The 13,309-nt window shown below is 55.7% G+C and carries 9 protein-coding genes; all 9 read left to right on the forward strand.

All coding sequences use genetic code 11. The annotated features are described in order from the left end of the window. Positions 1 to 178: 178 nt before the first annotated feature. On the forward strand, positions 179 to 1,216 hold the full coding sequence (gene galE / locus C5O24_RS00490; protein ID WP_107034886.1) for a UDP-glucose 4-epimerase GalE: 1,038 nt from the start codon (positions 179 to 181) through the stop codon (positions 1,214 to 1,216). A gap of 28 nt (positions 1,217 to 1,244) precedes the next feature. Further along, positions 1,245 to 2,507 (forward strand): lipoprotein N-acyltransferase Lnb domain-containing protein, encoded by a 1,263-nt coding sequence (locus C5O24_RS00495; RefSeq protein WP_161553746.1) that lies wholly within the window; start codon positions 1,245 to 1,247, stop codon positions 2,505 to 2,507. Next, positions 2,450 to 4,057 (forward strand): alkaline phosphatase family protein, encoded by a 1,608-nt coding sequence (locus C5O24_RS00500; protein WP_107681328.1) that lies wholly within the window; start codon positions 2,450 to 2,452, stop codon positions 4,055 to 4,057. The genes C5O24_RS00495 and C5O24_RS00500 overlap by 58 nt, the downstream gene beginning before the upstream one ends. Before the next feature lie 182 nt (positions 4,058 to 4,239). Further along, a complete protein-coding gene (gene secA / locus C5O24_RS00505; RefSeq protein WP_107681329.1) occupies positions 4,240 to 7,590 on the forward strand; it encodes a preprotein translocase subunit SecA in 3,351 nt (1,116 codons plus the stop codon). An 87-nt stretch (positions 7,591 to 7,677) separates the two neighbouring features. Next, positions 7,678 to 8,595 carry a DUF8429 coiled-coil domain-containing protein gene (locus tag C5O24_RS00510; protein WP_107034890.1) on the forward strand — a complete coding sequence of 306 codons (918 nt, stop codon included), beginning with the start codon at positions 7,678 to 7,680 and terminating at the stop codon, positions 8,593 to 8,595. Further along, positions 8,592 to 9,317, forward strand: a complete 726-nt coding sequence (locus C5O24_RS00515) for an MgtC/SapB family protein (protein WP_107034891.1) — start codon at positions 8,592 to 8,594, stop codon at positions 9,315 to 9,317. The genes C5O24_RS00510 and C5O24_RS00515 overlap by 4 nt, the downstream gene beginning before the upstream one ends. Continuing rightward, positions 9,314 to 11,554 carry a cation:proton antiporter gene (locus C5O24_RS00520; RefSeq protein ID WP_107034892.1) on the forward strand — a complete coding sequence of 747 codons (2,241 nt, stop codon included), beginning with the start codon at positions 9,314 to 9,316 and terminating at the stop codon, positions 11,552 to 11,554. The genes C5O24_RS00515 and C5O24_RS00520 overlap by 4 nt, the downstream gene beginning before the upstream one ends. Positions 11,555 to 11,669: 115 nt before the next feature. After that, positions 11,670 to 13,193 (forward strand): glutamine-hydrolyzing GMP synthase, encoded by a 1,524-nt coding sequence (guaA, locus tag C5O24_RS00525; protein WP_107034893.1) that lies wholly within the window; start codon positions 11,670 to 11,672, stop codon positions 13,191 to 13,193. A 1-nt stretch (position 13,194) separates the two neighbouring features. Continuing rightward, the coding region (locus tag C5O24_RS14565) for a YccF domain-containing protein (RefSeq protein ID WP_275541800.1) at positions 13,195 to 13,309 on the forward strand (115 nt) is incomplete at its 3' end.

The raw sequence follows: 13,309 nt of genomic DNA on the forward strand, positions 1-13,309 counted from the left end.
ACTACCAAAGTCGGGCGTTTCACGACTGTATTTTGCGAATGTCAGACTACCCCCGTGGCCGCTAACGGTTATTTGGACGGATATATAAGATTTTTATAAGAAAAAACTTGTAGACGGAACTATAAATCACTAAATTTGCAGTATAAAACCAAAACATCAAAAACAGCAAGTCTAAGTCATGAGCAAAGAAAGAATACTGGTCACCGGCGGCACCGGTTACATCGGCTCGCATACAACAGTCGAGCTTCAGAATGCAGGATATGACGTTGTCATTGTCGACAATCTCTCCAACTCCAATGTTGAAGTGCTCGACGGCATAGAGAAAATCACCGGCAAGCGTCCGGCTTTTGTAGAGGCCGACTGCACCGACCTCGCTGCCATGCAGAAACTGTTTGCCGACTATCCCGGCATCAAAGGCATCATCAACTTTGCCGCAAGCAAGGCTGTAGGCGAATCGGTTGAGAAACCCATACTCTACTATCGCAACAATCTCAACACCCTGCTCAACCTGCTCGATATCATGGGTCCCAACGGAGTCAAGGGCATCGTGTTCTCATCGTCGTGCACCGTCTATGGCGAACCCGACGTGAACCCCGTCACAGAGCAGTCGCCCATAAAGAAAGCCACTTCTCCCTACGGAAACACCAAGCAGATCTCCGAAGAGATAATAACGGACGTCATCACTTCCGGCGCACCGTTCAAAAGCGTCATACTCCGCTATTTCAATCCCGTCGGCGCGCATCCCAGCGCAGAGATAGGCGAACTGCCCAACGGTGTGCCCCAGAACCTCATACCGTTTGTCACCCAGACGGCGATCGGCATCCGCAAAGAGCTTTCGGTGTTTGGCAACGACTACGACACTCCCGACGGATCGTGCATCCGCGACTTCATCAATGTTGTGGATCTCGCCAAAGCCCATGTGATAGCCATACAGCGCATGCTTGAGGACAAGAGCCAGGACAAGATCGAGATCTTCAACCTCGGCACAGGCATCGGACTGTCGGTGCTCGAACTCATAGAGTCATTCGAGCGCGCCACAGGCGTGAAGGTGCCTCACAAGATCGTGGGACGCCGCACCGGCGACATCGAAAAAGTATGGGCCAATCCCGAACATGCCAACAATGTGCTCGGATGGAAGGCCGAAACGCCTATCGACGACACTATGCGTTCGGCATGGGCATGGCAGTGCAAGCTCCGCGAGCGCGGCATAATGTGATGCAGGTCGACCACACCGTATGACGACAATGCGATCAGCCTGCGTCAAAGAAATCATAGCTGTGGCGGCAATCCTTTTCGGACTGCCGCCATACGCTTTATCACAACCCACCGGCACGAAAAACCCGGCTGAACCGGACTCAACACTGACCGTAAGCCTGCTGACTGCCGCACCCGGCGACGACATCTATGAGCTCGAAGGACATGCAGCCCTGAGGCTCAAAAGCTCCACCTATGACATGACCGTCAACTGGGGACTGTTTGACTTCGATTCACCCAATTTTGTCTACCGGTTTGTCAAGGGTGAAACCGACTATATGGCCGGTGCGATACCGACAGCCTATTTCATCGAGCAATACCGTCGTGAAGGCCGACGACTCAAAGAGCAGACATTCAACCTCACGCCGGAGGAAGCCGGCCGTCTGCGCGAGCTTGTCGAGATCAATCTTATGCCTGAAAACCGTACGTATCGATACAACTACATCAGGGACAACTGTTCGACCCGCTGCATAGACATCGTGGAGCGTGCCATCGGCGACTCCGTGTATCTGGGCGCACCGGCCGGTGAACTGGCCGGAAATGTCAGCTTCCGCGACATGATGGCCTACCACCACCGCAACTATCCATGGTATCAGTTCGGCATAGATCTTGCCCTTGGCAATGGCATTGACCATACGCTCACCAACCGTCAGAAAGCATTTGCTCCCACGGTGCTCGAATGTCAGGCCGAGCAGGCTCTGCGTCCAGACGGCACCCCGTTGACGCTCGGCACGGAAATACTTGTGGCGGGCGACGAGCATGGCACTGCCCTCGCCCCGACACCATGGTGGATAACACCACTGGCCGTATGCTGGGCTATCTTTGCCGTAGTCATTTCACTGACCGTCGCCGACATAAACCGCGGATCTGTCAGCCGATGGCTTGACTCGCTGCTGTTCGGCGCGATGGGACTGACCGGATGCGTCATCGCATTTCTCATTTTCATCTCGGTTCACGAAGCCACGTCGCCCAACTGGCTTATACTGTGGCTCAACCCGTTATGCTTCATACCGGCAATACTGGAATGGTCGCGACGCTGTCGTGCCTTTCTTATTTGCTATCATTTTGTTAACTTTGCAGCGATTTTGACAATGACGATTTTAATGACCGTCGGCGAACAAAATTGCAACTCAGCGTTTATTCCTTTGATAGCATGTAGCGCGCTACGTTCGACAAGCTATATCTACATTTCGCTATGCGGAAAAAGAAAAGAACTGACATACAGCATAAAATACTCTGTGCGGTACTCCTGACTCTTGTCACTGCATCAGCCGGCGCCCAGACCGCTCCCAAGCGGCCTCAGATGGTGGTAGGCATAATGGTGGAGGGACTCAGTCAGGATTATCTCGACCTGCTGCATAATCATTTCACCGACGGCGGTTTCAAGCGCCTGATGCGCGACGGAGCCACACTGAGCAACGTCGACTACGGTCCGGGAGTGGATGCCGCCGCCGCCACAGCAATAATCTATACGGGAGCGGCTCCCAGCGTCAACGGCATTCCGGCGGAATACGTATATGACCGCGAGCGTCGCCGCAGCCGCAGCATACTGCTCGACACAGCCAAGATAGGAAATTTCACAAACGAAACCTATTCACCCGCCGCCATACTCGTATCGACTCTCGGCGATGAAGTGAGGCTCGACGCCGCAGGCACAGGGTGGGTCTACAGCGTGGCTCCTGATCCGGCGCAGGCCATAATCATGACCGGACACGCCGGCAACAGCGGGTTCTGGATCAATGATCACACCGGCTCATGGGCAACGACCACACACTACAAGGATGTGCCGAGAAGCATTTCCTCGCGCAATTACCGCCGGCCGATATCCACCGTGCTCGACACCCTAAAGTGGGAGCCACTTCTGACGCCGGCACAGTATCCCGACGTACCCGACTATAAACGGCAATACCCTTTCCGCCACTATTTCGGACGGAAGGACGTTGACCGCTACCGACAGTACAAAGCCTCGGCCAAAGCCAACGAAGAGGTGACATCGATAGCCGAAGAGTATCTTTCGACCATGGCGCTGGGCACTCGCGGCCCGGTGGATATGGTCAACATCGGATATTCTCTCTCGCCCTATCCCTACACTGCCGACGGCGACAACCGCATGGAAACCATTGACGCATATCTGCGCCTCGACCGCGATCTGGCCAGGCTGATGAAAGCCATCGACCACCGCACCGGAGCCGGAAACTCGCTGATATTCCTTGCCGGCTATCCCGCCCGCCCGACATCGAGGCGCGACGACGAGAAATGGGGACTGCCCTCAGGCGAATTCTCGCCACGAAAAGCCATCTCGCTCCTCAACATGTATCTCATCGCTCTCCACGGCAACGGCGACTGGGTGACAGGATACTTCAACCGCAACTTCTACCTCAACCAGCGGCTTATCAAGGAGAACCGTCTTGACGCTTCAGATGTCAGAGCCGAGGCTGCCGAATTCCTTGCACGGATGAGCGGCGTCAGCGGGGTGTACACTATCGACGACATCATCGCATCACGCGCAGGCGACAACGCCAACGAACTGAAACGCAACACCCTGGTGAAATACGCCGGCGACGTGGTGGTAAACATCACTCCCGGCTGGTCAGTGACCGACGACACTGTCAGCGGAGCTGTCAACGCTCCGCAAGTGGCTCGCGAAGCCTTCTTCCCTTCCACCGTCATAGTCATGGGACCGGGAGTGAAGCCACAGACCATTGACGAGAAAATCGACGCAAGGCGCATTGCTCCCACCGTTTGCCGGCTTCTTCGCATCCGTTCGCCCGGAGCGGCATCCCTTCCTGCCGTCAGACTCTGAGGCATCATCACCGATCAAAGCAGGAGCGCGCCTGATGACGCATGACAGAATATCACCTTATGACTTGATGCAGATATCTGTCGGAATACAGGCTGACTCCACGATGGGATCTATTGTGCGACACAATATCCCTTACGCGACATAAACGCAAACATCATATTCATCAGAATCAAAATAACAACATGTCACTAAACTCATTTTTAAGCAAGATATTCGGCAACAAATCACAGCGCGATCTCAAGGAGATACAGCCAATCATCGACAAAATCAAAGCTTGCGGAGAAAAAGTAAAAACGCTCGACAACGATGCGCTCCGACAGACCATCAGCGATGTGCGCGCTGACATCAAGAAGGCCATAGAAACCGATGAAACAGCGATCGCCGGACTCAAGACCGAGATCGAGACCCTGCCGTTCGACAAGCGTCAGCCGCTGTGGGATGAAATAGACCGTCATGAAAAAAACATACTCGACACGATAGAGAACAAGCTCAACGAGCACCTTCCGGTAGTGTTCGCTACCATGCGCGAAACCGCCGCACGCTTTGCCGCCAATCCGACCGTTGAGGTTACAGCCACACAGATGGACCGCGATCTGGCCGCCGCAGGCAAGGAGTTTGTCAGCATCGAAGGCGACAAGGCCATCTGGAAAAACCACTGGCTTGCCGGAGGCAACGAGATCACCTGGGATATGGTCCACTACGACGTGCAGCTCATAGGCGGCGTGGTGCTCCATCAGGGCAAGATCGCCGAGATGGCTACCGGTGAGGGCAAAACTCTTGTAGCCACACTGCCGGTATTCCTGCGCTCGCTCTCCGGACGCGGCGTGCACGTGGTGACCGTCAACGACTATCTGTCGAAACGCGACTCCGAATGGATGGGACCGCTCTATATGTTCCACGGATCGAGCGTAGACTGCATCGATAAGCATCAGCCTAACTCCACCGGACGACGCGACGCATATAACTGCGACATCACTTTCGGCACCAACAACGAATTCGGCTTCGACTACCTGCGCGACAATATGGCTCTCTCGCCTTCCGATCTCGTGCAGCGCAAACACTACTATGCGATTGTCGACGAGGTAGACTCGGTGCTTATCGACGACGCCCGTACACCGCTCATCATCTCCGGTCCGGTGGCGAGAGGCGACGACCAGATGTTCAACGAATACCGGCCCAACGTAGAGAAAGTTGTCGCCGCCCAGCGCAAACTCGTCACACAGATGCTTACCGACGCAAAGGCGAAGCTCGCATCGGACGACAAAGATACCCGCAAAGCCGGCGCTCTCGAACTGTTCCGGTCGTTCAAGGGTCTGCCCAAGAACGGCGCGCTGATCAAGTTCCTCAGCCAGGAGGGTATGAAGAACATACTGCTCGAAACCGAAGGCTATTATCTTCAGGACAATTCGCGCGAGATGCCCAAGGCCACGGAACCGCTATATTTCGTCATTGACGAGAAAAACCGCAGTGTGGATCTTACCGACAAGGGTATCGACATGCTTACCGGCACATCGGCCGACCCCGACTTCTTCGTGCTCCCCGACATAGCCGCCCAGCTCTCGGAGGCCGAGACTATCGCCGACGCCGCAGAGCGCCAGCAGAAAAAGGATGAGCTGATGCAGAACTATGCCGTCAAGGCCGAGCGTGTACATACCGTCACACAGCTGCTCAAAGCCTACACCCTCTTTGAGAAGGATGTGGAATATGTGATCGACGACAACAAGATCAAGATCGTCGACGAACAGACCGGACGCATCATGGAGGGCCGGCGCTACTCCGACGGACTCCACCAGGCCATAGAGGCCAAAGAGGGAGTGAAGGTTGAGGCTGCCACGCAGACCTTCGCCACCATCACCCTGCAGAACTACTTCAGAATGTATCACAAGCTTGCCGGCATGACCGGTACGGCCGAGACCGAGGCCGGAGAGCTGTGGGATATATACAAGCTCGACGTCGTGACCATCCCGACGAACCGTCCGGTGGCACGCATCGACATGAACGACCGCGTCTACAAGACCAAGAAAGAGAAATATGCCGCAGTGATCGACGAGATCGTCAAGCTGCGCGAGGAGGGACGTCCGGTGCTCGTGGGCACCACCTCGGTGGAGATCTCCGAGCTGCTCAAGCGCATGCTCGACATGCGCCGCATACCCTGTCAGGTGCTCAACGCCAAACTTCACCAGAAAGAGGCCGACATCGTGGCACAGGCCGGCAAGACAGGTACTGTCACCATTGCCACCAACATGGCAGGCCGAGGCACCGACATCAAGCTCCCCGAAGAAGTGAAGAAGGCCGGAGGTCTGGCCATCATCGGCACCGAACGCCATGAGAGCCGCCGTGTGGACCGTCAGCTCCGCGGACGTTCCGGCCGTCAGGGCGATCCGGGATCGTCGGTGTTCTACGTATCGTTCGAGGACACTCTGATGCGCCTGTTCGCCACCGACCATGTCACCAAAGTGCTCGACCGCCTCGGCCTCAAAGAGGGCGAAATGATAGAGAGCGGCATGGTGACCCGCGCCATCGAGAAGGCTCAGAAACGCGTGGAAGAGAACAACTTCGGCATACGCAAACGCCTCCTCGAATATGACGACGTCATGAACAAGCAGCGTACCTACATCTATTCGCGACGCCATCATGCCCTGCTCGGCGAACGTATAGGCATCGACATCGCCAATATGTTCTATGACTATATCGAGAACCTCATCACGACCTACGACTCACCTGCCGCATTCGGCGATCTGTCGCTTGAACTTTTCAAGACCCTTACGATCGAGGCACCCTTCACCGAAGAGGAATTCCGCAGCATGAGCAAGGAAGAAGCCATCGACCGCGTGCATCAGGCGGCTATCGAAGCTTTCGACCGCAAAAACGACCGTATCCGCGAAGTAGCCATGCCGGTGATCAAGGACTGCGTCGAAAACCGTGGTCTGAACTCCATGATACTCGTGCCTATCACCGACGGCAAACGCGTGTTCAGCCTTCCGGTCAATATCATCGACGCCTACAATTCCGACGGCCGCGCCATCGTCAAGGAGTGGCACAAGGCTATCATGCTCGTGAGCATCGACGAACTCTGGAAGGAGCATCTGCGTGAGCTCGACCAGCTCAAGCAGTCGGTGCAGAACGTATCATACGAGCAGAAGGATCCTCTGGTAATCTACAAGGTAGAGTCGTTCCACCTCTTCGAGAATATGCTCAACAATCTCAACGTGAAGGTGATCTCGGCTCTGATGCGCGGACAGCTCTACATACAGCAGCGTCCGGCTCAGCAGCAGCCCGAAGGCGCTCAGCAACAGGCGCCCCAGCCCGAAGTGCAGCGCGCCATGCCCGAAAGCCACCGTCAGGCCAGCAACTACCGCGAGAGCCGCGGCAATCTGCCCGGTGAAGCCGAGCAGCGTGCCGCAGCAGCGTCCAGCCAGGGAGAGCAGCAGCGTCCCATGCCCGTCAAGGCCGGCCCGAAAATCGGCCGCAACGATCTCTGCCCCTGCGGCAGCGGCAAGAAATACAAAAACTGCCACGGACAGGGTCTTTAATCATCGTAAATACAAAATCACAAAACGCAGAAGACTGATCCGCTAAAAACGGTCAGCTTACATCACAACATTCCAATCACACGAGACATGAATTCACTCAGCAACAAGCCCAAGCTCCTATGGCTTGCCATAGGGCTTGTGGCACTTCTGGTGATAGCAGTGGCAGTAAGCCTGTTTCAGGTGACCTCACTGAAACTTGAAGTCAACCAGCAGAAAGCCGAAAACGAACAGCTCCAGCTCACCAACGACCAATTGCAGCTGGCCAACGAGTACGAGGCCATCAACTCGCAGTTTGCACAGTATGAGAACCAGGCCACGCAGATGGCCGGCGACACCATACTGGCCAAGTACACCGCTGCCAAAAACAAAGTGGAACAGCTGCTGCAGGAACTCAACTCCGAGAAGGTGAAGAGCCAGAAGCGCATATCGCAGCTACAGAACGAGATATCCACTCTGCGCGGACTCCTGCGCCACTATATAGCCCAGGTGGACTCGCTCGGCAAGGAGAATGCCGGACTGCGGGCCGAGAACGCGGAGATACGCAACGAGAACCGCTCACTGTCGAACCGCATGCAGGAGGTGACCCGCAAAAACGAGACCCTCAGCGAACGGATGACACTGGCCGAGAAACTCAACGTCACAGGCGTGGCTCTCACCCCGCTCAAGAAAAACGGCAAACAGGAGAAAAAAATCACCAAAGCCAAACAGCTCATGGTGACATTCACCATACCGCAGAACAACTCCACTCCCGTGGGACAGAAAACCGTGTATCTGCGGATAACTTCGCCCGAAGGCGCTCTTCTCGGCAATGCCGGCACATTTGATTTCGAAGGATCAAACGTGGCATGCACAGCCAAGAAGCAGATCGAATACGCAGGTGAGGAAATACCGGGCGTTACAATCTACTGGGATGTGAACACAGCTCTTTCGGCCGGCGAATATACGGTAGAACTGTTTGCCGACAATTACCGTCTGGCATCGCGACGCTTCACCTTCAAGAAATGATCGAGGCACTGCAACATTTTTACGAAGCCGTCAACTCCGTCGAGGTCACTACGACCTCGGCGGTGTTCAAATTATGCGTAAGCCTGTTGCTCGGCAGCTGCGTCGGGATGGAGCGCAAGCGCAAAGGACAGATCGCCGGCATACGCACATTCGCCCTCATCTCCATGGGAGCCACGCTGGCCATGCTGCTCTCGATCTACGTGCCGCAGGAATACCTCGGGCTGAAAAACGGCGACCCCGGACGTATCGCCGCGCAGGTGATCACCGGCATCGGTTTCCTCGGCGCCGGAGCCATCATACAGATGAAAGGATCGGTGCGCGGACTGACCACCGCCGCCGGCATCTGGATGGTGGCCACGATAGGCATGGCCGTGGGCGTAGGCATGTATCTGGTGTCGGTCGTGGCCACCGGACTGATGCTCGTCATACTCGTACTGCTCGAACAACTGGAGCACCGCATCCATGTCGGATGGGAGACACGCATAGTGCGCATACGCATCGGAGCGATCGTCAAGGATATAGAAGCCTACCGCCACTGTCTGTCGGAACAGAATATCACACTGACCAATGTGTTTGTGGAGTATGATTTCGAAACGCCCTGCACGCGCCTCAATCTGGTGGTGCTCGCCAAAAACACCACCGATTTCGTCAAAGTGTTCGGACTGCTCCGACAACTTAATCCCACACAGGGCATCTCGCTCGCCAATCAAGTGACCATATGATCCTCGCCACAATAGCCGCAGAATCTCTGCCCATCGAAAGCCTGATACGCGATCTGGCATTCATACTCATACTCGGCGCCGTGGTGACGGTGCTGTTCAAATGGTTGCGTCAGCCTGTCGTGCTCGGCTATATCGTAGCCGGATTTCTGGCGAGCCCCCACTTCGAGTATCTGCCGTCGGTGACTACCGACAGCAATATCGAGTTCTGGGCTCAGATAGGCATCGTGGTGCTGCTCTTCTCGCTTGGACTTGAATTCAGCTTCAAGAAACTTGTCAATGCCGGAGGGTCGGCTGTGGTGACGGCTATGATCATCGTCGCGGGCATGATGTGCGGTGGGTTTGTTGTCGGACATATTCTCGGTTTCTCGGCCATCAACTGCCTTTTCCTCGGCGGCATGCTGTCCATGTCGTCGACCACTATAATCATCAAGGCCTTCAACGATCTGGGGCTTCAGCACAAGAAATTCGCCTCGCTGGTGTTTGCTGTGCTGATAGTGGAGGATCTTTTTGCAGTGGTGATGATGGTGTTGCTGTCGTCGATAGCTGTCAATTCCACCGTCAAAGGTGGCGAGATGCTGTTTAGCGTCATGAAGCTGGTGTTTTTCCTCATCATGTGGTTTGCCACCGGAGTGTTCGTTCTCCCTTCGTTGCTCAACAAGGTGCGTCGCTATCTGAATTCCGAAACACTTCTGATCATGTCGATGGGACTGTGCCTCGGCATGGCCGTTTTTTCGGTCTGCTGCGGATTCTCGCTTGCATTGGGAGCGTTCGTGATGGGCTCTATCCTTGCCGGCACGAGTTTTGCCGAACGGATCGAGCGCGTAGTCACTCCGGTAAAGGATCTGTTCGGATCAGTATTCTTCATATCCGTCGGCATGATGGTGGATCCGCACATCATCACGCAATACTGGGCGCCGATCCTTGTGCTGTCGGGAGTCGTGATCTTCGGCATGATACTGTTCGGCACCTTCGGCATGCTCGTCACTGGCCAAAACCTGAAGGTGGCCATCGAAGCCGGATTCTCCCTGACACAGATCGGCGAATTCGCTTTCATCATAGCCACCCTCGGCATGAGCCTCGGAGTGCTCGATCCTACCATCTATCCGATAGTCGTGGCCGTGTCGGTGCTGACCACCTTCACCACGCCATACTTCATACGCATGGCCGATCCGGCCTACGGGATCATCCGCCGCCTGCTCCCCCGCCGCCTGCACTTCCTAATTGACCGCTACACCGAAAGCGCAGCCGCCGAGAGCGAAACAGGACGCCTGTGGCGCTCACTGATACACCGCTATCTGTGGAGGGTGATGCTCTACTCCGCCGTATTGGTGGCTATGGCTCTGATATCACAGAAATGGGTGCTTCCATGGCTTACAGGCGTCAGCGAAGTTTGGGGGCCGCTTCTCTGCGCGCTGCTGACACTGGCCGCCATGACACCATTTCTCATCGCCCTGTCGTTTCCGGCATCGAAACGCACCGAACGGCAGCGTCTGATCGAAGCCAACGCCAAATTCGACGTGCCACTGGTGGTGATGACATTCTTCAGGCTTCTGATAGGCCTGGCTATCATCATCTATACCCTGTCGGTGACATTCTCAGTGGCCGTAGGATTCATATTCGGCATTTTCATCTTCATGCTGCTTGTATTCGGCTTCTCGCGCAACGTCAGGCGCCGCATGCGCGGCATCGAGTCGCGGTTTATCGACAATCTCAACGAGCGAGAACTCAGGCGCAGCGGACGCCGCAACAACGTCGTGGGCAATCTTCATATGGCTTTCATGACCGTGGGCTACGACTGCCCGTTTGTCGGCGAGCGGCTTCAGGACTCTGATCTGCGCCGCAGATACGGTGTCAGCATAGCCAACATACAGCGTGGAGCGCAAGTGCTGCCGGTGCCGTCGGGCGACACCCGCATATTTCCCGGCGACGTGCTCGGCGTGATCGGCACCGACGAGGAAATACAGAAACTTCTGCCCATCGTCGAGGCAACGGACAGCAACGAAGCCGCCGGACCGTCGGCCCACGACTTCAAGATGACTACCGTGCAGATCTCGGCATCATCACCGCTGGCCGGAAAGACAGTGGGAGAGGCCCGGCTGAGCAAGGACTACTCTACCCTGCTTGTAGCCATAGACCGCAATGGAGAATTCATCACCCCGGTGGCCTCGACCCGGTTTGAACCTCACGACATCATCTGGGCCGTAGCGCCCAAAAAACAGATTGCCCGCCTCAAATGACTCCTCAAATGATAGCGCCACGGTCAAAAACACCTCCACGCACAGCGGCAAGATGACAAAAATTTCATAATTTTGCAACCTACACCAAAGCGATAATTCTTTTACACCAATCCTTATGCAGGAAAAGATCATAATCCTCGATTTCGGATCGCAGACCACACAGCTAATCGGACGCCGTGTGCGCGAGCTGAATACCTACTGCGAGATCGTACCCTACAACAAGTTTCCCCACGGCGACGAGTCAGTGATAGGCGTCATCCTCTCCGGTTCGCCATTCTCAGTTTATGACGAAAAAGCGTTCCGCACCGATCTGTCATCGATATGGGGGCGTCTTCCCATTTTGGGCATATGCTACGGAGCGCAGTTCATAGCCTACACCAACGGAGGCAAGGTAGAGCCGGCCGGCAGCCGCGAATACGGACGCGCACGCCTCGAATATGTCGACGAATCCGACCAGCTGCTCCGCGGCATACGTCCGGGAAGCCAGGTGTGGATGAGCCATGGCGACACCATCACCGGCATATCCGACAAATTCGAAATCATAGCCTCCACGGCTGATGTACCCGTTGCCGCCTACCGCTCCAAAGAGGAGAAAGTGTGGGGCGTGCAGTTCCACCCAGAAGTATACCACAGTGAGTGCGGCACGCAGCTGCTCTCCAACTTCGTCAAGGGCATCTGCGGATCGAAATGCGACTGGAACGCCGCGTCGTTCATAGAATCGACCGTGGCCGCGCTCAAAGAGCAGCTCGGAGACGACAAGGTGGTGCTCGGCCTGAGCGGCGGTGTCGATTCCTCGGTAGCGGCCGTGCTCCTCAACAAGGCGATAGGCAAGAATCTCACCTGCATATTCGTTGACCACGGCATGCTCCGCAAGGACGAGTTCAGCGACGTGATGCGCGACTATGAGGGACTTGGCCTCAATGTGATCGGAGTCGACGCTTCGGCAAAGTTCTTCAAGGAACTCGCCGGAGTGACCGATCCCGAAAAGAAACGCAAGATCATCGGCAAAGGATTTATCGACGTGTTTGACGAAGAGGCACATAAGCTCACCGATGTGAAGTGGCTCGGACAGGGCACAATATATCCCGACTGCATCGAATCGCTCTCTATCACCGGCACCACCATCAAGAGCCACCACAATGTGGGCGGACTTCCCGAGAAAATGAACCTCAGACTGTGCGAACCCCTGCGTCTGCTATTCAAGGACGAAGTGCGCGCCGTCGGACGCCAGCTCGGAATGCCCGAACATCTCATCAGCCGTCATCCGTTCCCGGGGCCTGGGCTGGCAGTCAGAATTCTCGGCGACATCACTCCTGAAAAGGTGGCCGTGCTGCAGGAGGCCGATGCCATATTCATACAGGGTCTCCGCGACCATGGCCTCTACGATTCGGTATGGCAAGCCGGAGTGATACTCCTTCCCGTGCAGAGCGTAGGAGTGATGGGCGACGAACGCACCTACGAACGCGCCGTGGCTCTGCGCGCTGTCACATCGACCGACGCCATGACCGCCGACTGGGCACGACTCCCCTACGACTTTCTCGCCGAGGTGTCAAACAAGATCATCAATAAGGTAAAAGGCGTGAACCGCGTCACCTACGACATTTCCTCAAAACCGCCGTCGACGATCGAGTGGGAGTGATATGAATATAGTCCTCAATATCATCTGGGTAGTGTTCGGCGGACTGATGATAGCCATCGAATATGCCGTGGCGAGCATCGGCATGATGGTGACAATCATCGGCATACCGTTCGGAC

This window comes from Paramuribaculum intestinale (assembly GCF_003024925.1).
Taxonomy (GTDB): Bacteria; Bacteroidota; Bacteroidia; order Bacteroidales; family Muribaculaceae; genus Paramuribaculum; species Paramuribaculum intestinale.

Coding starts and splice junctions, on each gene's coding strand:
- galE (WP_107034886.1), top strand. CDS start 179: ATGAGCAAAGAAAGAATACTGGTCACCGGCGGCACCGGTTACATCGGC.
- C5O24_RS00495 (WP_161553746.1), top strand. CDS start 1,245: ATGCGATCAGCCTGCGTCAAAGAAATCATAGCTGTGGCGGCAATCCTT.
- C5O24_RS00500 (WP_107681328.1), top strand. CDS start 2,450: ATGCGGAAAAAGAAAAGAACTGACATACAGCATAAAATACTCTGTGCG.
- secA (WP_107681329.1), top strand. CDS start 4,240: ATGTCACTAAACTCATTTTTAAGCAAGATATTCGGCAACAAATCACAG.
- C5O24_RS00510 (WP_107034890.1), top strand. CDS start 7,678: ATGAATTCACTCAGCAACAAGCCCAAGCTCCTATGGCTTGCCATAGGG.
- C5O24_RS00515 (WP_107034891.1), top strand. CDS start 8,592: ATGATCGAGGCACTGCAACATTTTTACGAAGCCGTCAACTCCGTCGAG.
- C5O24_RS00520 (WP_107034892.1), top strand. CDS start 9,314: ATGATCCTCGCCACAATAGCCGCAGAATCTCTGCCCATCGAAAGCCTG.
- guaA (WP_107034893.1), top strand. CDS start 11,670: ATGCAGGAAAAGATCATAATCCTCGATTTCGGATCGCAGACCACACAG.